Source organism: Marinobacter algicola DG893 (assembly GCF_000170835.1).
GTDB classification, from domain to species: domain Bacteria; phylum Pseudomonadota; class Gammaproteobacteria; order Pseudomonadales; family Oleiphilaceae; genus Marinobacter; species Marinobacter algicola.
Window position 1 is genome coordinate 144,872 of the sequence record NZ_ABCP01000001.1, and the last position, 22,502, is coordinate 167,373.

The 22,502-nt window shown below is 56.2% G+C and carries 20 protein-coding genes and 1 tRNA gene; 7 read left to right on the forward strand and 14 right to left on the reverse strand.

Annotated features, from left to right (window positions below; translation table 11 throughout):
* Positions 1-6: 6 nt before the first annotated feature.
* From MDG893_RS00635 to MDG893_RS00645, 3 genes are all read right to left on the reverse strand, one after another.
* Entirely contained in the window at positions 7-756 is a 750-nt protein-coding gene (locus MDG893_RS00635; RefSeq protein WP_007151765.1) for a copper resistance protein B, read from the reverse strand.
* Positions 753-2,534 carry a copper resistance system multicopper oxidase gene (locus tag MDG893_RS00640; RefSeq protein ID WP_040474141.1) on the reverse strand — a complete coding sequence of 594 codons (1,782 nt, stop codon included), beginning with the start codon at positions 2,532-2,534 and terminating at the stop codon, positions 753-755. Before MDG893_RS00640 ends, MDG893_RS00635 begins: the two co-directional genes overlap by 4 nt.
* Before the next feature lie 86 nt (positions 2,535-2,620).
* Entirely contained in the window at positions 2,621-3,148 is a 528-nt protein-coding gene (locus MDG893_RS00645; RefSeq protein ID WP_007151767.1) for a cupredoxin domain-containing protein, read from the reverse strand.
* 202 nt (positions 3,149-3,350) lie between these two features.
* Here MDG893_RS00645 and MDG893_RS00650 point away from each other — a divergent pair, with 202 nt between their 5' ends.
* The 3 genes from MDG893_RS00650 (at position 3,351) to MDG893_RS00660 (ending at position 6,107) form a co-directional block, all read left to right on the forward strand.
* Positions 3,351-4,016, forward strand: a complete 666-nt coding sequence (locus MDG893_RS00650) for a response regulator transcription factor (RefSeq protein ID WP_007151768.1) — start codon at positions 3,351-3,353, stop codon at positions 4,014-4,016.
* A complete protein-coding gene (locus MDG893_RS00655) occupies positions 4,003-5,355 on the forward strand; it encodes an ATP-binding protein (protein WP_040474142.1) in 1,353 nt (450 codons plus the stop codon). The genes MDG893_RS00650 and MDG893_RS00655 overlap by 14 nt, the downstream gene beginning before the upstream one ends.
* Positions 5,356-5,453: 98 nt before the next feature.
* The gene (locus MDG893_RS00660; RefSeq protein ID WP_007151770.1) at positions 5,454-6,107 is read left to right on the forward strand and encodes a hypothetical protein; all 654 of its coding nucleotides are present in this window, start codon (positions 5,454-5,456) and stop codon (positions 6,105-6,107) included.
* Positions 6,108-6,112: 5 nt separating this feature from the next.
* On the opposite strand, the gene MDG893_RS00665 is transcribed toward MDG893_RS00660, so the two are convergent.
* A complete protein-coding gene (locus MDG893_RS00665) occupies positions 6,113-6,736 on the reverse strand; it encodes an L-threonylcarbamoyladenylate synthase (protein WP_007151771.1) in 624 nt (207 codons plus the stop codon).
* A complete protein-coding gene (locus tag MDG893_RS00670; protein WP_007151772.1) occupies positions 6,733-7,077 on the reverse strand; it encodes a BolA family protein in 345 nt (114 codons plus the stop codon). Before MDG893_RS00670 ends, MDG893_RS00665 begins: the two co-directional genes overlap by 4 nt.
* 123 nt (positions 7,078-7,200) lie before the next feature.
* Here MDG893_RS00670 and MDG893_RS00675 point away from each other — a divergent pair, with 123 nt between their 5' ends.
* The 4 genes from MDG893_RS00675 (at position 7,201) to MDG893_RS00690 (ending at position 14,446) form a co-directional block, all read left to right on the forward strand.
* Entirely contained in the window at positions 7,201-9,366 is a 2,166-nt protein-coding gene (locus MDG893_RS00675) for a DNA topoisomerase III (protein WP_007151773.1), read from the forward strand.
* A 114-nt stretch (positions 9,367-9,480) separates the two neighbouring features.
* Positions 9,481-10,206, forward strand: a complete 726-nt coding sequence (locus tag MDG893_RS00680; RefSeq protein ID WP_007151774.1) for a response regulator transcription factor — start codon at positions 9,481-9,483, stop codon at positions 10,204-10,206.
* 1 nt (position 10,207) lies between these two features.
* A complete protein-coding gene (locus MDG893_RS00685; RefSeq protein ID WP_007151775.1) occupies positions 10,208-11,845 on the forward strand; it encodes a FecR domain-containing protein in 1,638 nt (545 codons plus the stop codon).
* 33 nt (positions 11,846-11,878) lie between these two features.
* Positions 11,879-14,446 (forward strand): CHASE2 domain-containing protein, encoded by a 2,568-nt coding sequence (locus MDG893_RS00690; RefSeq protein ID WP_007151776.1) that lies wholly within the window; start codon positions 11,879-11,881, stop codon positions 14,444-14,446.
* Between the two features lie 45 nt (positions 14,447-14,491).
* On the opposite strand, the gene MDG893_RS20870 is transcribed toward MDG893_RS00690, so the two are convergent.
* The 9 genes from MDG893_RS20870 to bamA form a co-directional block, all read right to left on the reverse strand.
* Positions 14,492-14,944: a fibronectin type III domain-containing protein gene (locus MDG893_RS20870; RefSeq protein WP_157132718.1), complete on the reverse strand. Its 453-nt coding sequence runs from the start codon at positions 14,942-14,944 to the stop codon at positions 14,492-14,494.
* Positions 14,945-15,274: 330 nt separating this feature from the next.
* A tRNA-Met gene (locus tag MDG893_RS00700) sits at positions 15,275-15,351 on the reverse strand.
* A gap of 70 nt (positions 15,352-15,421) precedes the next feature.
* Positions 15,422-16,099 (reverse strand): ribonuclease HII, encoded by a 678-nt coding sequence (gene rnhB / locus MDG893_RS00705; RefSeq protein WP_007151778.1) that lies wholly within the window; start codon positions 16,097-16,099, stop codon positions 15,422-15,424.
* Entirely contained in the window at positions 16,096-17,280 is a 1,185-nt protein-coding gene (gene lpxB / locus MDG893_RS00710) for a lipid-A-disaccharide synthase (protein WP_007151779.1), read from the reverse strand. Before lpxB ends, rnhB begins: the two co-directional genes overlap by 4 nt.
* Before the next feature lie 19 nt (positions 17,281-17,299).
* Positions 17,300-18,091 carry an acyl-ACP--UDP-N-acetylglucosamine O-acyltransferase gene (gene lpxA / locus MDG893_RS00715; protein WP_007151780.1) on the reverse strand — a complete coding sequence of 264 codons (792 nt, stop codon included), beginning with the start codon at positions 18,089-18,091 and terminating at the stop codon, positions 17,300-17,302.
* Positions 18,091-18,528 carry a 3-hydroxyacyl-ACP dehydratase FabZ gene (fabZ, locus tag MDG893_RS00720; RefSeq protein WP_007151781.1) on the reverse strand — a complete coding sequence of 146 codons (438 nt, stop codon included), beginning with the start codon at positions 18,526-18,528 and terminating at the stop codon, positions 18,091-18,093. Before fabZ ends, lpxA begins: the two co-directional genes overlap by 1 nt.
* Positions 18,529-18,539: 11 nt before the next feature.
* Complete coding sequence (lpxD, locus tag MDG893_RS00725) at positions 18,540-19,565, reverse strand: UDP-3-O-(3-hydroxymyristoyl)glucosamine N-acyltransferase (RefSeq protein ID WP_040474179.1); 1,026 nt, start codon at positions 19,563-19,565, stop codon at positions 18,540-18,542.
* A 50-nt stretch (positions 19,566-19,615) separates the two neighbouring features.
* Complete coding sequence (locus tag MDG893_RS00730) at positions 19,616-20,113, reverse strand: OmpH/Skp family outer membrane protein (RefSeq protein ID WP_007151783.1); 498 nt, start codon at positions 20,111-20,113, stop codon at positions 19,616-19,618.
* Positions 20,114-20,164: 51 nt separating this feature from the next.
* Positions 20,165-22,483, reverse strand: coding sequence for an outer membrane protein assembly factor BamA (gene bamA, locus MDG893_RS00735; RefSeq protein WP_007151784.1), 2,319 nt, complete (start codon positions 22,481-22,483; stop codon positions 20,165-20,167).
* Positions 22,484-22,502: the final 19 nt, after the last annotated feature.

A 22,502-nucleotide genomic window follows, 5' to 3' on the forward strand; every position in this document is an offset into this window, starting at 1 on the left:
AGCCGATCAGAACGCGATGCGTGCGCCAATCACGGCAAACCAGTCTTCTGTACTGCCACCATCCGCTTCGGCGAAGTCAGCGCTATCACCATACTTACGCTCATGAACAACGCCTACATAGGGTGAGAACGCTCGGTCGATCAAGTCATAGCTCAACCTGAGACCGGTTTCAGTGGAAACAAGTCCTTTACCAACGCCAATCTCCCGATCCTCGCTGAACGCCACCGTTGCATCCAGGGTGGCCGCCAGTATCCAGTAGTTAGTGAGAAGCAGCTCGTACTCCGCATCAAGCTCCGTAGAAGTGTCGCCATCCTTGCTGACATAGAGATTGGCGTCGATCTCAAACCACTGGGGCGCCAACCCCGCAACCCCCAGCACCGCATAGGTTCGATCCGGGCCTTCGGGGGTATCAAAACGCACACCCGCTTTGGCGTCGAAGAACTTGGAGATTGGGATCTGGCCGACCAACTGGTTTTCCAGTGTTTCATAGGCCTGTTCCGCGATCTCATATTCCCCGGTCGTAAGCAGCCGGACTTTAAAATCGTCGGTGCCATAGAAGGCATCCGCGTTCCAGACTCCCAGTTCCTCGTCATCGTCGCTGTAGCGGTACTCAAACTCCTCGAACTGAACACCCCAGGTTGTGAGCGGCTGTTTACGAGCAGTGGTGTCGGAGATCATTTCCTGGGCCGTCACTGCCGTTGAGAATCCCATGGAGGCAAGAAAACTGACGGCAACAACTGATCGAATACGGCTCATGCCTCTCCTCCTTCTTCAGCAATCACGTCTGTTTTGGCCTGCTTCGACTCTGGCCCACCTTCAACAATCACCTTGCGGAACATACCGGCTGCGGCGTGATAGGACAGATGACAATGGAAAGCCCATTGGCCTGGTTCGTCGACCTCCGTTTCCATATATACCGTGGTGCCCGGCTGCACACTAACCGTGTGCTTGATGGGGTTCCATTGGCCTGCTCCAACATCGAGGATGGACCACATGCCATGCAGGTGCATGGGGTGTGTCATCATGGTCTCGTTTACAAACTTGAAGCGAACCCGCTCGCCGTATTTCAGGCGAATCGGATCGGCGTCTTCGTACTTAACGCCATTAATACTCCAGGTATAGCGCTCCATATTGCCGGTCAAACGAAGCTCGATTTCCCGGGTAGGTTCACGGTCTTCGTACAATGGGTTCTGGGCTTTCAAATCAGCGTAGGAGAGAAACTTGCCGCCATTGGCCGCCGTAGGCACGAGGCCGCTGCCCTTGGCATAGAAAGGATCGCTTGGGCTTTCCTTCCCCATCGCCATGGAACCATGATCCATGCCGGCCATGCCCGAATGATCCATTCCTTTCATATTGGAATGATCCATACTGCTCATGTTGGAGTGATCCTTTCCTTCCATCGAAGAGTGATCCATACCCGCCATATCTTCCGAGCTGCCCATCTCCATGTTTCCATGATCCATACCAGCCATGCTGCCATGGTCCATGCCGTGCATGCCGCTCATGTCAGCCATGGTCAGGCGCGCAGGTTCACGCAGTTGAGGCACTGCCGCTTCCATGCCCTCTTCGGGGGCCAGTGTCGCTCTGGCATAACCTGAACGCCCCATGGATTCGGCGAAGATGGTGTAAGCCTGTTCATCTTTCGGGCGCACGATGACGTCATAGGTTTCCGCCACGCCAATCCGGAATTCGTCGACGTTAACCGGCTGTACGTTGTTGCCGTCGGCCTGTACAACCGTCATATCCAGACCGGGAATCCGGATGTCGAAGTAGGTCATGGCCGAGGAATTGATGAAACGCAGCCGAATACGTTCTCCGGGCTCAAAGAGTCCGGTCCAGTTCTGGTCTGGCCCTTTACCGTTAATCAACCCTGTAAAGCCCTGCAGGTCCTCGACATCCGCTTTCATCATCCGCATGCCGCCCCAGGCCATACGGTCCCGAACGGTGTTCATCAGACCATTCTCGGACACGTCAGAGAAAAACTCGCCTACAGTCTGCTGCTCGCGATTGTAGTAATCCGGCATCATCTTCAGGTTGCGCATAATGCGGTCGCCGGAATGGGGATGTTTGTCGGTGAGTTGCACGACGTATTCCCGGTCATAGCGGAACGGCTCACGGCCTTCTGGCTCAATGACAATGGAACCATAAGCGCCATCCGGCTCCTGGAAGCCTGAATGACTGTGGAACCAGTAGGTGCCCGCCTGCTGGATCGGAAATTCATAGGTGAAGGTTTCACCCGGCTTGATACCTGGAAAACTGATACCTGGCACACCGTCCTGATCAAAAGGTAGGATCAGGCCATGCCAGTGAATGGACGTCATCTCATCCAGGTTGTTGGTCACGTTGATCCTGACATTTTCGCCTTCCTTGAAGCGCATAACCGGCCCGGGGGATTTCCCGTTGTAGCCAATGCCCTCCTTGACGAAATCACCGGTGTCAATTTCAACGCGGTCGACCGTCAGATCGTATTCACCGGCTAATACCATTGCTGGCATCAACAGACTCAAAAGTCCTGTCAGTAGGCGTGTTTTCATCTATATTACTCCAAACTGCACTTCGTTGAAGCCGGGCTGGGACACAGTCCCAACCCTTGCATTCGCGGGGTTTTCAGTACGCCGGTTTACTCAAAGTTAACGTCACCGTACATACCGGCCTGGTAGTGGCCTGGCACGTTGCATGCGAACTCAATGTCACCTTTTTCCGTAAACTTCCAGACAACTTCCTTGCTCTGTCCAGGCTCAAGCAACACGCTGTTTGGATCGTCATGCTTCATGGTTTTTCCGTTGCCCATGTCCATGCTCATCATGTCGTGATTCAGCTTCCCACCCTGGATCACGCCGTGCTCTACCATCATCATCATTTCTTTCTGATGGCCTTCATGCATGGAAGGAGTGCCAATATTGAACTCGTGGACCAAGCTGCCCTCGTTCTTTACAACAAAGCGCACGGTTTCACCGGTCTCAACACTAACTTCTTCCGGCTCATAGTAGTTGTCGTACATTTCAACAGTGATGGTGCGAGCGGCTTCCGATGCCTTGCCCGGTTCACCACTACCGGCACCGTGGCCACCACCATGGGCGCCGGCCGCGATAGCCGCTGCAGACATAGACATGGACGCTGCTACCAGAAAAACCTTTGATGCATTCATTTCATTTTCTCCTATGGCGACATGTTCGTTAACACGGTTGTTGGTTAGCTCAGGACACTGAGCCATGCCAAAATAAGAATCACACCATCGCGCACTTACCTGAATCCTTGCTGAAAATGCCGGATATTTAATCGTTCAGGCTGAATTCAGTTTGATTAGCGACACTTACACCCACTTTAATGACGTGATGAGGAATGGCCCGATGCGATTATTGCTCGTTGAGGACGACCGCCTGTTGGCTGATGGGTTAAGTAGGCAACTTGAAAAGGCGGGATTCAGCGTTGATACAACACACACGGCCAGAGAAGCCATGATGCTGGCAAGACAGGAGGAATACCGTGCCATTATTCTTGACCTTGGCCTGCCCGATGGCAACGGCCTGGACGTACTGAGAAAATGGAGGAAGGATCACATCGCCTTTCCGGTGTTAATCTTAACCGCGAGGGGTGACTGGCATGATAAAGTCGAAGGACTGAAAGCCGGGGCCGATGACTACCTCGCCAAACCTTTCCAAACCGAGGAGTTAATCGCCCGACTGAACGCCATTGTGCGCCGTAGCGAAGGCCGCATTCATTCTCTGGTAAAAGCCGGGCGCTACGAGTTGGACGAAAACCGCCAGAGCCTGAAATCCGACGATGGCACCGAACACAGCCTGACAGGTACCGAATTCCGCCTGCTACGCTGCCTGATGAGCCGTCCCGGCCAAGTCTTCTCGAAAGAACAGTTAATGGAACAGCTCTATAACCTGAACGATACCCCCAGTGAGAATGTGATCGAAGCCTACATTCGCAGATTACGGAAGCTGGTCGGCAACGATACTATCTCAACCCGTCGCGGCCAGGGATATCTGTTTAATGACATTGCTTAGAAAGCCAGCTTCCGTAAAAGGTACTCTGCTGGTGCTACTACTGCCTGCAGGCATAGCCCTGATGGGCCTCGCTTGGCTGGTACACGGCTTTCTGTTGGACCGAATGTCCAGGGAATTCGTTGAGACGAGACTCAAAGATGAAGTGGCATTCCTTGAACACCAGATTCGCGATTCCGACGGCAAACTGGATACCCTTCAGACGGGTGATTATTTCCAGGAGGTCTTTCACCATGCCTTTGCTATACATTCACCGTCAAGAACCATAATTTCACCGGATTCCTGGGCGCCAGTATTGATGTCACTGATTGAATCTGGGCAGGACGGAACCCATCGTGTGCAGGACTCTGGAAAGGCCGATACGCCAGCCGATATTCTGGCTTACCGGAAGTCATTTCGCGTGGGCGACACACCCGTCGTGGTCATTGTGTCCGAGGATCTGGGTGCATTGAAACGCAGCCAGGCCGAGCTGCACGCATGGACTGCAATCGTCTCCATATTGCTCATTTTACTGCTGGTCGCCGTGATCTGGTTCGGTATTAACCTGTCCATGCGTCCCGTTGTAGCCCTCAGGGCTACGCTAAAGCGACTTCAGGATGGCAAAGTCTCGCGGATTCATGTCGAAGCACCGGAAGAATTCCGCCCCCTGGTACAACAGCTCAACCAACTTCTCGACTCACTGGATCAACGACTGGAACGCTCACGGGACGCATTGGCAAATCTCTCTCACAGCGTGAAAACCCCGATTGCAGCAGTCCGACAGATTCTTGAGGATACCAGCCGCCCATTATCCGACGAACTACGGCTCGAGATGACCGCAAGGCTCAACGACATCGACAAACAGCTCGAAGCCGAAATGCGACGGAGCCGCTTTGCAGGCCCACAGGTCGGGAAAAGCGCCTATCCCATGAAACAGGCCCGGGATCTGGTGTGGATGCTGGGACGACTGTACACGGAAAGATCTTTCGAACTGTCGAGCTCCCTCCCCGACGATGCACGCTGGCCGGTCGAAGAGCACGACCTGAATGAAATCATGGGGAATCTCTTGGATAACGCGGGCAAATGGTCAAAACGCTGCGTAGAGCTTTCACTGTCGCAAGACTCTGGCCGGCTGAACATAGAAGTCGTGGATGATGGCCCGGGGGTCACAGACGCCGAAATCGGCAAGCTCGGCCAAAGAGGGCTGCGACTTGACGAGCAAACGCCAGGCCACGGTCTCGGACTCGCCATTGTGCGTGACATTGTCGAACGCTACGGCGGAAACCTTCATTTTTCCGCTGCGACTGAGTGCGGACTGCGCGTGATGGTGGAAATACCCAGCCCAGCATTGGTCACGAGGTAGCAACCCGAAGCATTTGATGGCCCACTTTGTGCTTATTCCTCCCCTAGACACCAAAACCGTCAACATTTCCTCATTGGCCATGGGAGGGGAACAACGCCATGTCGCTACTCACATCGCTGATCAAAGCCAGCACCCAGTTCCAGCAGGCCATGGAGAAGAAGCAGCCGGCGGCATCAGGTAATGCGTCGCCAAAGCCCACAGCACCGGAGGTGCCGGCCTCTGCAACCGATGACCGGTTTACCCTGTCGGAGCGGGCAAGCTTCGAAACCGGTCGCCCCAAGTCCAGTCGCTTGCAGATGGCGGAATACAAACAAACCGTCGGGCAGGACCTTGCCTATATGCGGGAAACTCTGCGGCACAAACTTGCCGAGTACAAACTGAGCCCGGCAACCAGTGTGGAAGTCTCAAAGAACGACGACGGCAAGATCAGCGTTGGTGGTGGCATACCGGAAGAAAGCCGTAGCCGTATCGAACAGGACCTGAACAACAGCAAGCCGTTCGGGGAGGCGTTCAGCCGGCTCAGTGCCAGCGAGCCCACCCTGCACTTTGTGGACAACGCGCTCAAGTTGAACAAGGCCTACGGCGTGAACAATTCACTGCTGGACACCCTGGTCAGCGAAAACCAGCAATTCAACGGCCTGCAGGACCTGGCGCACCGATACGACAGTCTGCGCAGAACCATTAATACTGATCAGGCCACCAACTACGCAGACCGCAAAAATTTCGCCCTGAGCCTGAACGCCCGGGCCTGATTCCGTTAAATCCGGAAGGGCTCGGGATCGCCTTTACCGACGCGAGTTACCTCAGGCGCATCCCCTGTCATGTTCACCACGGTGGTCGCCTCCAGGCCACAAAAACCACCATCGATGATCAGATCCAGCTCGTGCTCCAGAGTTTCCCGGATGTCATAAGGATCCGTCATCGGGTCCTCGTCACCCGGCAATATCAGCGTGCTGCTCATGATGGGTTCGCCCAGTTCCGCCAACAGCGCCTGCACAATGGCGTTGTCCGGCACCCGCATGCCAATGGTCTTGCGTTTGGGGTGCAGCAGGCGGCGCGGTACTTCACTGGTGGCGTCCAGAATGAATGTGTAAGCCCCCGGCGTGAAGTTCTTGAGTAGCCGATACTGGGTGTTATCAACCTTCGCGAACACGCCGATGTCCGACAGGTCCCGACACATCAGGGTGAAGTTGTGCTTGTCATCCAGGCGGCGAATCCGCTTGATCCGGTCCGCTGCCTGCTTGTCACCGAGGTGGCAACCAATGGCGTAGGCGGAATCCGTCGGGTACACAATAACGCCCCCCTTGCGGAGAATATCCACAGCCTGGTTGATCAGTCGTTTCTGGGGCGTTTCCGGGTGAATCTGGAAGAACTGGCTCACTGGCCACCTCCGGATGCAAAGGCCGGATCGTTCTTGGAGCCGCCCATGCAATTGGGAGAATCGGGCGCTGCCTGGCCGGACGCCTCCCACTCCTGTGGTGAATAAACGTGCAGCGCCAGGGCGTGGACGCCACCGGACATTTCGTCCGCCAGTATTTTATAGATGGCCTGGTGGCGCTTGACCTTGCCCTGCCCCTCAAACTCCGGAGACACCAGGGTCACTTTGAAATGGGTTTCAGAGTTCGGTGGCACGTTGTGTTTGTGGCTCTCGTTTTCAACCATGAGGTGTTGGCTGTCGAAAGCGCTTGTCAGCTTGTGCTCAATGGCTTGTTGTGTGGACATAAACAGGCCTGCTCCTGATCGAATGTGTTATGGAACAGTCTACTACACCAAACGCTGTGTTACCTTGACAGGATACCGACAAAGCGCCATCTTCCATCCCCACCCGAAAACTGCTTCCAACTTATGCGTCTGTACATTGCTGAAAAACCAAGCCTGGGCCGGGCAATTGCCGCTGCCCTCCCCTCTCCCCATCAGAAGGGGAACGGGTGGATTCGTTGCGGCGACGGAAGCAACGCAAGCACCGTTAGCTGGTGTATCGGCCACCTGTTGGAACCGGCAGAACCCGGCCAGTACGACCCGCGCTGGAAAAAATGGCGACCGGAAGATTTGCCCCTGTTTCCCGAGCGCTGGGAGGTGATGCCCAAAGATAGCGTACGCCAGCAGCTCAAAGTACTGGAATCGCTGATCCGCAAGGCAGAGACCATCGTCCACGCCGGCGATCCGGACCGGGAAGGCCAATTGTTGGTGGACGAAGTCATCCGCTACACAGGCGCCACCTGCCCCGTGCAGCGAATCCTGATCAATGACCTGACTCCGGCGGCGGTGGCAAAGGCCATCCAGGCACCGAAGGACAATCGTGAATTCCGCCGTTTGTCCCATTCCGCCCTTGCCCGCCAGCGGGCGGACTGGCTCTACGGCATTAATCTTACCCGTTTCTACACGCTGTCCTACCAGCAGCAGGGTCAGCAGGGCGTGTATTCCGTCGGCCGGGTACAAACCCCGGTGCTGGGGCTAGTGGTGGCGCGGGACATCACCATTGAGAACTTCCAGCCGAAACCTTTTTTCCGCGTTCAAGCGACGTGCCACGCAGTGGATGAGGAATCGGACCCGCAAGCGTTTACGGCGCGCTGGCAGCCTTCTGAAGCCTACCGGGAATATCTGGATGAAGAAGACCGTTTGTTGGACAGCGATGTCGCCAGGCAGATCGCCGAAGCCGTAGAAGGACGGCCTGGCAAAGTTACGGAATCCCGTTTTCGCGACAGGAACGAAGCGCCGCCCCTGCCGTTCTCACTCTCTGCCCTGCAAATCGAGGCGGGGCGACTGTTCCGCATGGGCGCAAAAGACGTACTGGACACCGCCCAGAACCTGTACGAACGCCACCAGTTGATTACCTATCCCCGCTCGGACTGCCGTTATCTGCCGGAAGGTCATTTTGACCAGCGTCAGAGTGTGGTGCAGGCCATTGGCAATGTCGCCGGCGAACTGGCGACAGCCTGCGAGGCGACGGACCTGAACCGCCGCACCGAAGCCTGGAATGACAAAAAGGTGGACGCCCACCATGCCATCATCCCCACGGCCAGAAAGGCGCCCAATGGACGTCTGAGCGAAGCTGAGAAAAACATTTACGAACTGATCAGCCGGTATTATCTGATGCAGTTCAGCGCCGACGCCATACACCGGGAAGGCAAATTAGCGATCGGGATTGGCGAACACGCATTCAGAGCAACCGAAACCGCCGTTCTCCAGCCCGGCTGGAAAACCCTGGAAATTCGTCAGCGGGAAAGCCGACAAGAGGCCGCCAAAGCGCCCCTCCCTCGCCTGGAAAAAGGTGACCCGATACTCTGTGACTCTGTGGAGATCGCCGAACGTAAAACCCAGCCACCCCAATATTTCACCGACGCCACGTTGCTGTCAGCGATGACCAACATCGCCCGTTTTGTCAGCGATCCAGAGCTCCGCAAAACCCTGCGCGAAACTGATGGGCTGGGCACTGAGGCCACACGGGCCGCGATTATTGATACCCTGTTCCGGCGCGACTATTTATATCGGGACAAGCGCCACATCCGGTCGACACCGAAGGGCAAGGCGTTGATTGATTCGTTGCCGGAGTCCGTCAGCAAGCCGGATATGACGGCCATTTGGGAAGCGACCCTGGAAAGTATTCGCCGCGGCGAGGGCAATCCCAAGCAGTTTATTGCAGACCTGAAAGAACAGATACGCGGGTTCATCAACACCCCTGAGCAGGAAGCCAGGACTGCCCCACCAGGCGAGGGGCAGCCGCATTGCCCCAAGTGTCGTGCTCCCATGCGCCAGCGCGAGGGCAAGTTTGGTGCCTTCCATGCCTGTACCCGCTTTCCGGACTGCAAAGGCACGCGGCCCATCGAGGACCAGTCGCCGGCGGATGGCACGGGAGAAAAACCCATTCCCTGCCCGCACTGCTTTTCGCCTCTGGTGCGCAGAAAAGGCAAAAAAGGCTGGTTCTGGGGCTGCAGCAATTTCCCCGGCTGCCGACAAACACTGGATGACGACAACGGAAAACCTGCGATCCGTTTACGCAACACTACATAACGACACTGAAGCGAAATTGCTGATTTGTAATAATGTGAAGCAGAATTCAATAACTATTCCCCGCCTTCGTCGGGAAGCCTGAATATGACACTATTTGATGTCGGGAGACGTTTGATGCGAATTGCTCTGCTTGAGGACGAACATGAACAGGCTCAGCACATTCAGTCTGTGTTGTCCGAGCGCGGGCACCACTGCGACAGCTTTCCGTCTGGCCAGGCATTTCTGAGCGCGGTCCTTCATCGCAGCTATGATCTGTTGGTGATGGATTGGCAAATACCCGACATGACCGGCATAGAGGTTCTGGAAAGCGTACGTGCGCAGTTGAACTGGCAGATTCCGGTGGTGTTTCTCACCCAGCGCGACAGCGAGACTGATATCGTGCGAGCGCTGGATGCCGGTGCCGATGACTATCTGGCCAAACCTGCTCGCGAGGCAGAACTGGTGGCGCGCATCAATGCGCTGGCACGTCGCACCAGCCCCGATGCCGAAAAAGAATCGTTGCAGTACGGCCCGTTCGAGATCAATACCCAGCTTCGGACCATTGCGCTTCACGGCAACGTGCTGACGCTGACGGATAAGGACTTTGACCTGACCCTGTTCCTGTTCCAGAACCAGGGCCGGTTGCTGACCCGTGAGATGCTGCTTGAGCGGGTATGGGGACTGGCGAAAGACATCAATACCCGTACCGTGGACACGCACATGAGCCGGCTTCGCCGCAGACTGGGCCTTAATCCCGAGAACGGTTTCCGGATCAAGACCATTTACCAGCGCGGTTATCGTCTTGAAGCGATGAAAGCCTCCGGCCCGGATGAGACCGTAACGGTCATGGAACAAGCCTGACATGAGTCAATGCGTCACCCTGCGAACCTTCACCGGTTTGCTGCTACTATTCGGCTCCCTGATGGCGTTGCCAGTACAGGCGGAACTTTCGGTCACCCGGGGTTCCCAGGTGGGCGCCGCTGCCCAGGAATCCAACGCAACGCCGGAGTGGATCTATACGGTACGACCCGGTGAACATTTTGCGGGGATCGCTGACGCATTGCTGGCCAAAGGTATTCCCGCCATTCGCCTGCTCCAGCACAATGGCATCGACAACCCCGCCACGGTGACCAGCGGAGACAACCTGCGAATTCCCCTTGCCTGGCTTCAGCGCCAACCCGACCCTGCCCGAGTAAACTCGGTGACCGGATCGGTACAACTGATTTCCGGTAGTGACGGCACCAAACGCCCTCTGAACAGCGACTCTCTGATTCGGGTGGGTGATGAAATCCAGTCGCAGGCTGGCACGGCCACCATCGAACTTGCTGACGGCTCCGTGGTGCGGATATCACCGCATTCCCGTCTCGCCTTCAATCGCCTGACCCAGTACGGGAAGTCCGGCATGGTGGACACCCGCCTGCGCCTCAATCAGGGCGAAATCGAAACCCAGGTGAAGCCCGTGATTGAAGGCGGCTCGCGCTTTGAGATTGAAACGCCCTCCGCTGTGGCGGCGGTCAGGGGCACCATGTTCAGCCTCAGAACCGCGCCCGGCATGACCGATCTACGGGTCACCGAGGGTGAGGTATCGTTTGGTCCGCCGGGGCAAACACGCCGAATTCCAGCCGGTTATAGCGCCAGCGTTTCAACCGCAGGTGTGGGTAGAATGAACATCCGCCGCCTGCCCCCAGCTCCGCAGATCAACCCCCTGCCGCAACAGCTTAAGCAACTTCCGGCACAGCTGAGCTGGGCGCCCAACGGTGCCAACAGCCATCGTGTGGATATCTTCGATGCCGATTCCGGCCGCTGGATTAACAGCAGCAAGGTCAGCGACAGTAGTTTCGATATTAACCTGCTGGACAATGGCCGCTACGAGATTCACCTTGCCGCCATCGACAATCGTGGCATGGCTGGCATGCCCGGCGTCATGTCTTTTGAAGTCGATTTACAGGCCCGGACCGCCGCACTGGAACAACCGGAACCAGGTGCGACCGTTAACGACGACATGCCCGAGTTCCGATGGCAGTTGCGCGGCGAAAACGAAGTCGCCCGGGTGGAAATCTCGGAGAACAAAGACTTTGGAAACACGATTGCCACTAGTGAGTGGGCGCCTGATGAAAGCGCGCTTCCTTCTCGACCCCTGACACCCGGGCAATACTACTGGCGGGTGGTCACCGAGGCCGGCGGCAATTCCGTCGCCACGAGTGAGGCACGCTCACTGGTCGTGAACGGGACCCTCCCACCGGTTCGCATCATCAGTGTCAACTACGTCGACAGCCAGGTAAGAGTGTTCTGGCAGAAAGTGGATACCGCGACCGATTATCGCCTGCAGCTGTCAGAAGAGCCGGGATTTAACAACATAATCAAAGAGGCGACGCTGTCGGATACCACAGCGGCCTTGCGCCTCATTCCCGGAAGACGGTATTTTGTTCGCCTGAAAGCCCTCTCTGACGGTCCGCTTGAAAGCCGGTGGGGACCAGGGAGGGAATTGTTTCTGGAATAACCCACAACTTCCTGATACCCGACAGCAGGCCTCATGACCCGGAACTGGTTTCCCATTAAGACGACACCTTGGACGCTGGGCCTGCCACTACTGACATTTCTGCTACTGTTCCAGACAACCTCCGCTCCGGAGCGCCTGGATTTCTGGCTTTACGACACCCTTATCACCGCCATCCCCTCAGAACCCGCCGATGATGTCGTCATTGTCGCCATTGACGAACTGAGCATGGATCGCCTGGGGCGCTGGCCCTGGCCACGGACAACCCACGCGCAGCTGATTGAAAAACTCCACCAGGCCGGCGCCAAAACCATTGTCTTCGACATCCTGTTCCCCGAACCATCGGCGGAAGACCAGGCAATGGCTGACGCCATGCAGAAACACGGCAACGTCATCCTGCCGCTTCATCTGTCACCGCCCTCCCGGCATTACCTGATCAGCGAACAACTTCCCGCTCCGACATTGGCGTCCGCTGCAGCAACGCTTGGACATGCCCATGTGGAGCTTGACGAAGATGGCCTGGCACGGGGGCTCTATCTGTTCAATGGCCTGGGTGATCAGTTGTGGCCCAGCCTGGCCCTGGCGGCCTCTGAAGCGCCGTCAGCAAGCCCAATAGTGTCCAATGCGCCGCCCTACACAAACGTCAGACAGCACTACCGCGCCATTCCAATGGCCGGTAGTGCCGGAACACTGCCTTCCCACTCCTACATCAAAGTGCTTGATGGGCAATTCGCAAAGAACGTTTTCAGGGGGAAAACGGTGTTTGTAGGTGCAACCGCACCGGGTTTTGGCGACATCCTGCCCACTCCGTTTTCGGGCCTCAATCAGCCCATGTCCGGCGTTGAGTTCCACGCCAACAGTTATTCCGCACTGGTGAAGGACGAATTGATATCACAGGTATCGAAGCCTATTGCGATTGGGCTTGCCGTTCTGGTCATTGTTCTACTGTCATTCACCCTACCCCGCATGCGACCGGCACGTAGCATTCTGCTCTGTTTGACGAGCCTCGGCTTACTGATTCTCCTGCATGCGCTGCTGTTGATCGGAGCCAAGCTTTGGCTGCCGATCTCCCACGCCATCGCGATTCCCCTGCTGGCACTGCCCGTATCCAGCGCACTACGGCTGGCCATGACCAACAGCTTCCTCAACCGCCAGCTCGACGAACTTGCCCGCGGGCCCACCATGACACTCGAAGAGCCGTCGCTGAGGCACCCACCGCAACTGCTCAGTCATTTTCAGGCCCTGCTTCAACCAGAGGGCTGGCTACTGGCAGAAGGTGATGAGGTGATGACATCGTCTGGCCTGGCCGCCGGTGATATCCCGCCACTGGATACCCCGGGGCAATGGCATCACATTGGCGGCCAAAGCTGGGTCAGCCTGGTACGCAATGGCGTGACCTACAGAATCGGGCTCAAGCTCCCCAACGACCTGAGCAGGGAGGCCATCCAGCGCTACCTCCGCCGTTTGCCGCTATCCAGCACCCAAGAGCCAGTGCGTAAAACGGGGCCACGGGAAAACATCTCCGCTCGAATCGAGCGAGTACGCGTGGCGACCGAGCGCATGAGCCAGATGCAGAGATTTATCAGGCGCAGCTTCGAACGCATGCCGGACGGCATTATTGTGACCGACGAACTGGGCGTTATCCGCTTTGCCAATGGCCACATCGAAGAATGGTTTCGCGAACCCATGCCAAGCCTCAGCGGCCTGCCCCTGGCCAGACTTCTGGAGGGACACGACCCGAGGGACAATCCGCCCTGGCATGAAACTGTCTCGGAAACCCTCACGCTGGCCCAGAGCCGTACGGTGGATTTACGAATTCGCGATAAGGATTTCCTGATTCACTTCGCGCCATTTTCACTTCCTGACAGCGATCAGAACGGCATTATCGCCAACATATCGGACATCTCGGAACTCAGGGAACAACAGCGGCAGCATCGGGAGGCCATCGACTTTATTTCTCACGATGTTCGCTCGCCCCTGGTTTCGCAGCTTGCACTGATCGAACAACTCAAACGGAACCGTGGCCATATCGAACCGGAACAGCTCGACCAATTGGGCCGGCTAGCGAAGCGCAGCTATCATCTTGCCGAAGAATTCGTACAGCTTGCCAGGGCTGAACAGTTAACCGAAACCCGCTTTTACGAGTGCGAGTTTTTAGCCATCGTTGAGAACGCCCGCGACAGCGTCAGCGAGCAGGCTGCCGAGAAAGGTATTCAGCTGTTACTTCAGGGAACAGAGGATTTGTGGCTGAAAGGAAATGCGGAACTGCTTGAACGGGCCGTGATCAACCTATTGACCAACGCCGTGCAATACAGCTCATCCGGCTCGATCGTCAATATTCAGGTCTTTCAGGCCGGCCATCAGGCATGCCTGACGGTAAGCGACGAAGGAGAAGGCATTGCTCCGGAAGAGATCCCCTACCTGTTTGACCGCTATCAGCGCCAGAAAAGCAGTGAGCTGTCCGGCAATCATGGCACGGGGCTCGGGCTGTCGTTTGTGAACGTTGTGGTCGAAAAGCATCGCGGTGAAATAACCCTTCGCTCCCGCCCTGGGGAAGGGTCGGCCTTTACCCTCAAACTACCGATAGCGCATCCCTTGGGGTAACAACAAGGCCGTACAAGGACTCCATGCCAGGCATCCGCTGCCTGGTTAAATGGTTTTACTGACCGGTGCTGATGGCGCGCTCATCAAGCCATCAACATCTTCCACCTGAATGGTGAAGTACCAAGTGCCGTTGTCCAGATTATTGACGGTGTATTCCATGGTGCTGGCATTACCAATCCGTACGGTTTTGGAAAGCTCGTCCGGATTCTTGCCATAGCGGATCACATAACCATCCAGTTCGCCCATGCTAAGCGAATCACCATTTTCCCGGGTGAAGGGCGCATTCCAGCTAAGTGAAGCGGAGCGGTCTTCCACTCCCTCACCACTGCCGCTCGGTGGCGGATTGCCCTCGGAACCCCCTGAGCCGGACCCCGTGCTATTGCCTGTACCGGCGGTGCTGTCAGAGCTACCGGAAGAACCGCCCCCACAGCCTGTAAGAACCAATCCCAAAAACAACGCGGCTATCCATGCCTGTGACACTTTGATGACGCGCTTCATATGTTTTTCACACCAATAAATTGCCGAATTTGTTAAATTGTATAAAACGTGGGCAAGTATCGATGTGAATGGCGTCATTTCCCAAGTTACGATTTTGTCAATTTTTCGACAGATAATCGTAATGAAACGGCAGAGCGCACTGATTAACCGGGCAATTTTTTGCCCAAAGGGCGATAAATGACGGTTATTTTTGGTACGAAAGTATTAGATTTGATGGAAGCCGACTGAAAGGGAGTTGCAAAAGGGTCAAATAATATGCGGGGCGGAATTAAATCCTGAAGCAGATCGAACAAGCATAAAAAAAGCCGGTCAAAGACCGGCTTTTTAAATTGGTAGCGGGGGCAGGATTCGAACCTACGACCTTCGGGTTATGAGCCCGACGAGCTACCAGACTGCTCCACCCCGCATCAAACTGGTTGTTTACCGGGGCCTCCCCCGATCAACGTGCGCGTATACTAAGGATTCGACCGGAACCTGTCAATCGATATTTTCAAACAAATCGGCAGGATATTGCAGTTCCTGATCCTTAGCGTGGCTGTACAGACCCACAGAATCAATCGCTTCCTGGACCGGGCGAAATGAACGTCGATGGTAGGCAGTTGCACCCAGTCGACCGAGCGCTTCAAGGTGTACGGGAGTGGGATAGCCCTTGTGGCTGGCAAAGCCGTACTCAGGGAATTCCTCATGGAGCACGGCCATCTCCCTGTCACGAGTCACCTTGGCGATTATGGACGCCGCACTAATGGCCTCCACCCGGCTATCCCCCTTCACCACAGGTTCCGATGCCCAGCGCCATCGGGGGCATCGGTTACCGTCCACCAGCACATATTCCGGTTCAACATGCAGGCCCGCCACGGCACGCTCCATAGCCACCATGGTCGCCTGAAAGATGTTCAGGCGGTCAATCTCATCGGCTTCACATCGCCCCAGGCTCCAGGAGGCTGCGCGCTCAATGATCTGTTCGTAGAGCGCCTCACGGCGCTTGTCCGTCAGCTTCTTCGAATCCGCCAGGCCCGGTATTGGCCTTTCCGGGTTCAGGATAACCGCAGCCGTCACCACAGCCCCAACCAGCGGTCCGCGTCCTACCTCGTCCACACCGGCCAATAAGCGCCCCTGGTATTGGCACTCAAACGGCGGCAAAGGGCGCTTACTCATATTGTTCCGCCTTCTATCAATGCGGAAATGGCCGCAGCGGACTGTTCGTCAGCCCCCTGTCGCAACTGTTCATGCAACTGTGAAAAAGCGACTGTCAGGCGGGCGCGTTCGGATTCATTTTCAAGGCGCTCAAGCACGGCTTCTCCAAGAGATTCGGGCGAAGCATCATCTTGCAATAACTCGGGGACCAGTTGCTCCTTGGCCAGCAGGTTTGGCAGGGCCACATAGGGCACCTTGACCAGCCTGGACACCAATGCGTAGCTGACACGACTCAACCGGTACCCCACCACCATGGGTTTTTTCAGCAACATGGCTTCCAGAGTGGCGGTACCAGACGCCAGCAATACCACGTCGGACGAGGCCATCACTTCTCGAGAGCGGCCCCGCACAATGGTCACCGCCAGTTTCACGTCCAGGGCTTCCACCAGTGCCCGAACCTGCTTTTCCCGCTCCCGGTTTACGCAAGGAATCACCAGTTGCAAATCAGGTCGCTTGCCTTGAATCCAACGGGCGGCTTCCAGAAAAAGAGTACCCAGGCGCTCCACTTCTCCACCCCGACTACCCGGGAGAATGGCCAGCACTGGCGCGTCTTGCAAAAGCCCCAAGGACCGACGGGCGCCGGCTGTATCAGGCATCATCGGAATGCGATCCGCCAAAGGGTGCCCTACAAAGGCCACGGGCACGCTGTGCTCTTCGTAGAAACGGGCCTCAAACGGAAACAGGGTAAGCATAAGGTTGACGGATTTGGCGATCGTGAAGATCCGTTTCTGCCGCCAGGCCCAAACGGACGGGCTGACATAATGGGCGGTCGGAATACCGGCATCACGACACCTGCGCTCAATCCCAAGGGTAAAGTCAGGAGAGTCGATACCAATGACGACGTCTGGCGGCGTTGCCAGCAGGTAGTCCATCAACCGTGCGCGAATATCGAACAGTTCCCTTATTCGCCCGAGCACTTCCACAAGGCCCATTACGGAAAGTCGTTCCATAGGGACGAGAGAATGAAAGCCCTCCGAGATCATTTCATCGCCACCGATACCGACAAACCGCGCATTCGGATATCTGAGCCGCAGGGAACGAATCAGGCCGGCGCCAAGGATATCTCCTGACGCCTCTCCGGCCACGATGGCGAAAGTCACCTTACGGGAACTGACAACGGGGAGTTCGTGATGGTCCGTCACCGGGGCATTCACTCCCTGGTTAGCGGATGATGCCGCGGTCTGCACCACGAAGGGAATCGATCAGGGGCGTCACTTCAGGAATATCCGAGTAGGCTTTTTCGAGCTCTTCAACGGCTTGCTCCGTGGTCAGGCCCTGACGATAGATAACCTTATAAGCACGACGGAGCGCCAGCAACACATCCTTGCTGAAACCGCGGCGGCGCAAGCCTTCCACGTTCATACCAAACGGCTGTGCAGATTGCCCACTTGCCATGATGTACGCGGGAATGTCTTTCAGCACAATACTTCCACCAGCACTCATACTGTGGGTTCCAATATGACAGAACTGATGAACCATGGTGCCACCACCCAGGATCGCGAAGTCACCAACGGACACATGGCCAGCCAGCGTCGCACAATTGGCCAGGATCGTATTGTTGCCAATGACGCAGTCATGCGCCACATGCACGTAGGCCATGAGCAGATTGCCATTGCCGATACAGGTTTCACCACGATCCTGAACCGTGCCCCGATGAATGGTGCAGTTCTCACGGATGATGTTGTCATCACCGATAACCAGTGTGGTTGGCTCACCCGCGTATTTTTTGTCCTGGCATTCTTCCCCGACACTGGAAAACTGAAATATGCGGTTATTGCGGCCGATTCTCGTTGGGCCCTTGATGACCACATGGGACATCACTTCAGTCCCCTCACCGATCTCAACGTTCGGGCCGATGTAGCTCCACGGGCCAACCGTTACGTTGTCGGCAAGCTTGGCAGAGGGGTCCACAATCGCCTGAGGATGGACTCCCGACCATTCTTTTGTCGCCATCAAACTTCTCTCTCAGCGGTCAATATTTCTGCCACACAGACGACTTCATCATCAACCAGTGCGCGGCACTCGAATTTATAGATTCCACGCTTTCCGGAAATAACCTGTGACTCCATGCACAGCCTGTCCCCCGGCACCACGGGGCGCTTGAATCGCGCTTTGCTGGAACCAGCCAGATATTGTACCACGCCGTCAGAGGGTTTCCGGCCAACCGTCACAAAGCCGAGAATACCTGAAAGCTGCGCCATGGCTTCAATGATCAACACGCCCGGCATAATGGGGTTATTGGGAAAGTGGCCGGTAAAAAAAGGCTCATTAAGGGAGATATTCTTGTAGCCCTTGATGGATTGTCCTTTTTCCAGCTCCGTTACCCGATCAACCAGCAAAAACGGGTAGCGATGGGGCAGGTATTCCATGATTTCGTCGATATACATCATCAGTAGCGGCCTCAGCCTTCCATTTTCTTTTCCAGTTCTTTAAGCCGACGCGCCAAGGCATCAAGCTGACGGAAACGCACGGCATTTTTACGCCATTGCCGATTGCTGTCGGCGCTGGTTCCCGACGAATACACGCCGGACTCCCGAATGTCACCAGATACCAGTGTCATGCCGGTCAGGTGGACCTGATCCGCAATAGTCAGGTGCCCTGCCACGCCCGATTGGCCACCAAAAACACAGTGACTACCAATACGTGTGCTACCCGCAATACCCACCATAGCCGCCATGGCGCTGTGATCGCCGATACTGACGTTGTGAGCGATCTGAATCAGGTTGTCGAGCTTCACGCCATCGCCAATGACCGTGTCGTCCAACGCGCCCCGATCAATTGTGGTGTTCGCGCCGACTTCAACATCGTCCCCCAGAATGACCCGGCCAAGCTGGGCTATGCGATGCCAGGCGCCCTTCTCATTGGCAAACCCGAAACCGTCGGACCCGATGACCGCACCACTGAGAATGTGGCAACGCTTACCCATAACGATATCGTGGGCCAGGGTTACCCGTGGACGCAGTATAGTCTGTTCGCCAATCTGACACCGGGCGCCAATAATACAGCCGGCGCCCACAACGACGTTGTCGCCCACGACGGCCTCGGCTTCAACAACAGCCTGGGGGCCGATGCAGGCCGTATCCGACACCCTCGCGGAAGACGCCACAACCGCCGATGGGTGAATGCCGGGCTCTGCAACCGGCGCGGGGTCAAACCAATGGCTCAGGCGAGCATAGCCGAGGTAGGGGTTGTCCAGTAACAGGACGTTGGTAGGACACTGGTCCGCAGTCGATTGCGAGAGTATAACCGCTGAAGCACTGGTTTCCGCCAGGTAGCGACCATACGACGGGTTGGCCAGGAAGGCTATCTGGCCCGGAGAAGCCGCCTGAAGCGTCGCAAGCCCGTTGATTTCCGTATCGGGATTACCCTTGAGCTCCGCGCCAAGCTCAGAAGCAATGTCGCCCAGCCGGTACGAACGCTTTGTCATTTTCAGCTCCACAAGGTTTATCCGGGCTGGCCATTATCCGGCCCTCTGTATCAGCGGTCCAGTTTCTCTAACAACTCTTCTGTCAGGTTCATTTCAGGTTTGACATACACCACCGCCTCGCTGGGCAGGATGATGTCCAGGTTGTTCTCTTCCAGGAGCTCCTTTACCGCTGCGTCTACCTCCGGGCGGGCTTCTTCGAGGAACTGTTGCTTGCGGCTGGCCACCGTGGAGTCCAGGCGCTGCTTGAGGAAATTGAATTCCTTCACCTTCTCCTGGAACTCCGCTGCCATCTGTTGGCGCTCGGACTCGTTCATCATGGCGCCGTCTTTTTCAAGGCGATCCTTTAGCTTGCGGGCGGCTTCCTGGGCCTCACGAACCTTGGCTTCCTCTCCGGCGAAATCTTTCTGCAGTGTCTCGCTGAACGCGCGCGCATCGCTGGACGAAAACAAGGCCTGGCGAAGATCAACCACACCTATCCTGGTTTCGGCAGCAACCGGGAATGCGACCAGCAGCACTGACAGAATCGCTGCAATGGAATATCGGAACATGTTGTTTCTCCTGTTTATCATTGTCTTTCGCACTCCCTTCGCCCCTGACGATCAGAAGGTCTGGCCGAGGGAGAACTGGAACACCTGAGTGTCATCACCGCTCTTGTCGTTCAAGGGTTTGGCAAGACTGAACGCCAACGGCCCGACTGCCGTGATCCATTGGAATCCTACACCGGCTGACAGGCGAATTTCATCCAGGGCCGGATCAAAATTCCTATCGGCGTCAAACACCTGCCCCGCATCCACAAAGAACGCGGTTCTCATGGAACGGGTATCCCCAGCAAACGGTGTGGGGAAAATCAGTTCCAGACTGCCTTCCGTCAACAAGCTACCACCGAATGGATCCGGATCGGAAAAGTCGTTCGGCGCGTTGGTGGCAAGCGGGCCGAGAGAGTTTGCCTCATATCCGCGCACCGAACCATAGCCACCGGCATAGAAGTGCTCGTAGAACGGCATCACGCTCCGACCGCTATAACCGTCCCCGTAACCAATCTCTGACCGCGCCCTGAATACCCAGGTCTGGTTCTCGTTCAGTGGCTGGTAGAACTCGGTTTTCTGATTCAGCTTATAGAACGTCAGGTCGCTGCCGGGTACAGCCACATCGGCAGATAGCGACAGACTGTAGCCGTCCGTTGGCAGAACCCCCCTGTTTAGTGTGCTGCGCCGCCACGAACCGAACAGGAAGTAATTATTGAAATCGTTGCCTTCTTCATCAATGAAGGTTTTGACTTCCTCTGAGGTGAATGCGCCGGCCTTCACCTTGGACAGCGTGTAACCAAGCCCGAAATTGAGGCGGGTAATGTTGTCCGTGGGATAGCCGAAAGTGAGGCGGCCGCCGTACTCATCCAGCAGGTAGGATGAAATATCCTGCTCCTCAAAGTCAGTTTCACGGGCAAACACGCTGAAACCGCGGCTGACGCCATCCACGGTGTAGTATGGGTCCTGGTAGGAGAAGTTGGCGCTCTTGATGGAATCACTGACATTGACGCCGAAGGACACACGCTTGCCGCTGCCAAAGAAGTTATTCTCGGACACGTTGGCGCCCAGGATTACCCCGGAGGCCTGCGAGAAGCCGACAGACGCCGACAGACTGCCTGTCGCCTGTTCCGCTACGGAATAGTTAACGTCCACCAAATCATCCGTACCGGGCACAGGAACCGTCTCCACATCGACGGTTTCGAAGAAGCCAAGCCGCTCCAGCTTTGTTTTCGAGAATTCAATCCGGTCGGTGGAAGCAACACCGCCTTCCATCTGGGTCATTTCCTGGCGCAAAACATCGTCCCGGGTGGACACGTTGCCATCAAAGTTGATGCGCCGGACATACGCCCTCTTACCAGGCTCCACGAAGAAGGTGACCGAAGCTGTATTGTCATCGGCAGGCTCCGGCACCGCATTCACGTTTGCAAACGCATAACCCTCACGGCCAAGACGACGGGAAAGCGCTTCCGATATCGCCGTCATCCGGGAACGGGAGAACACGTCGCCCTCTTCAATGGGAATAAGCTCCCGCAGCTCTTCCTCAGGTACGATCAGCTCGCCGCGCAGGTTGACGTCCGATACCGTGTACTGGGGCCCCTCGTTCAACGAAATGGCAATAAACACCTGCTTCTTGTCGGGAGAAATCGAGACCTGGCTGGACTCAACTGTAAAGTCAATGTAGCCGCGATCAAGGTAGAAAGACCGAAGTGATTCCAGGTCGCCACTCAGGCGCTCCCGCGCATATTTGTCAGCACTGGTGATGGAATTCCACCAACTGGTGGTCTGGAGCTCAAACAGATCCAGCAGCGTCTCGTCGTCAAACGCGTCGTTCCCGACAATATTGATGTGCTGGATAGCCGCAACCGTGCCTTCGTTAATGTCCAGTTTGATGGCAACTCGATTGCGGGGAAGCTCCTCTGCGGTGGCTTTCACCCGCGCGTTGTAACGGCCCTGGCTGATGTAGGACCTGAGAATCTCAAGCTCCAGTCGCTCCAGGGTTGCCCGGCGAAAGACCTGCCCCTCCTGAAGTCCGGCTCCGGATAGCGCATCCATCAGCATGGGGGTTTCAATGTTCTTGTTACCTTCAATGTCTATGGATGTGATTGAAGGTCGCTCCTGAACCGTTAGAATCAGAACGCCACCATCACGGCTGGCTTTGATATCGGTAAACAGGCCGGTACGAAACAGGTCTTTGATCGCATCGGACAGCTCCACCTCATCGACCGGTTCCCCGATTGAAACGGGAAATGCAGAAAATACCGTCCCTGCGGATACCCGCTGAAGGCCTTCTACCTCGATATCGGATACGGTGAATTCATCAGCCAGTGCCGGTTTTATGGTTGAGGTGGCGACTACCAAGCCTACAGCTATACCCAGAAGAGAACGTCTCATTCAATAATTTCGCCTGTTG

Excerpts from the sequence above, each read along its gene's own strand:
- MDG893_RS20870 (WP_157132718.1), bottom strand. The coding sequence starts at position 14,944 with ATGAAGCGCGTCATCAAAGTGTCACAGGCATGGATAGCCGCGTTGTTT.
- lpxD (WP_040474179.1), bottom strand. The coding sequence starts at position 19,565 with ATGACAAAGCGTTCGTACCGGCTGGGCGACATTGCTTCTGAGCTTGGC.
- MDG893_RS00660 (WP_007151770.1), top strand. The coding sequence starts at position 5,454 with ATGTCGCTACTCACATCGCTGATCAAAGCCAGCACCCAGTTCCAGCAG.
- MDG893_RS00680 (WP_007151774.1), top strand. The coding sequence starts at position 9,481 with ATGCGAATTGCTCTGCTTGAGGACGAACATGAACAGGCTCAGCACATT.
- MDG893_RS00685 (WP_007151775.1), top strand. The coding sequence starts at position 10,208 with ATGAGTCAATGCGTCACCCTGCGAACCTTCACCGGTTTGCTGCTACTA.
- MDG893_RS00675 (WP_007151773.1), top strand. The coding sequence starts at position 7,201 with ATGCGTCTGTACATTGCTGAAAAACCAAGCCTGGGCCGGGCAATTGCC.
- MDG893_RS00730 (WP_007151783.1), bottom strand. The coding sequence starts at position 20,113 with ATGTTCCGATATTCCATTGCAGCGATTCTGTCAGTGCTGCTGGTCGCA.
- MDG893_RS00670 (WP_007151772.1), bottom strand. The coding sequence starts at position 7,077 with ATGTCCACACAACAAGCCATTGAGCACAAGCTGACAAGCGCTTTCGAC.
- rnhB (WP_007151778.1), bottom strand. The coding sequence starts at position 16,099 with ATGAGTAAGCGCCCTTTGCCGCCGTTTGAGTGCCAATACCAGGGGCGC.
- fabZ (WP_007151781.1), bottom strand. The coding sequence starts at position 18,528 with ATGATGTATATCGACGAAATCATGGAATACCTGCCCCATCGCTACCCG.
- MDG893_RS00645 (WP_007151767.1), bottom strand. The coding sequence starts at position 3,148 with ATGAATGCATCAAAGGTTTTTCTGGTAGCAGCGTCCATGTCTATGTCT.
- bamA (WP_007151784.1), bottom strand. The coding sequence starts at position 22,483 with ATGAGACGTTCTCTTCTGGGTATAGCTGTAGGCTTGGTAGTCGCCACC.
- MDG893_RS00640 (WP_040474141.1), bottom strand. The coding sequence starts at position 2,534 with ATGAAAACACGCCTACTGACAGGACTTTTGAGTCTGTTGATGCCAGCA.
- lpxA (WP_007151780.1), bottom strand. The coding sequence starts at position 18,091 with ATGGCGACAAAAGAATGGTCGGGAGTCCATCCTCAGGCGATTGTGGAC.
- MDG893_RS00655 (WP_040474142.1), top strand. The coding sequence starts at position 4,003 with ATGACATTGCTTAGAAAGCCAGCTTCCGTAAAAGGTACTCTGCTGGTG.
- MDG893_RS00650 (WP_007151768.1), top strand. The coding sequence starts at position 3,351 with ATGCGATTATTGCTCGTTGAGGACGACCGCCTGTTGGCTGATGGGTTA.
- MDG893_RS00690 (WP_007151776.1), top strand. The coding sequence starts at position 11,879 with ATGACCCGGAACTGGTTTCCCATTAAGACGACACCTTGGACGCTGGGC.
- MDG893_RS00635 (WP_007151765.1), bottom strand. The coding sequence starts at position 756 with ATGAGCCGTATTCGATCAGTTGTTGCCGTCAGTTTTCTTGCCTCCATG.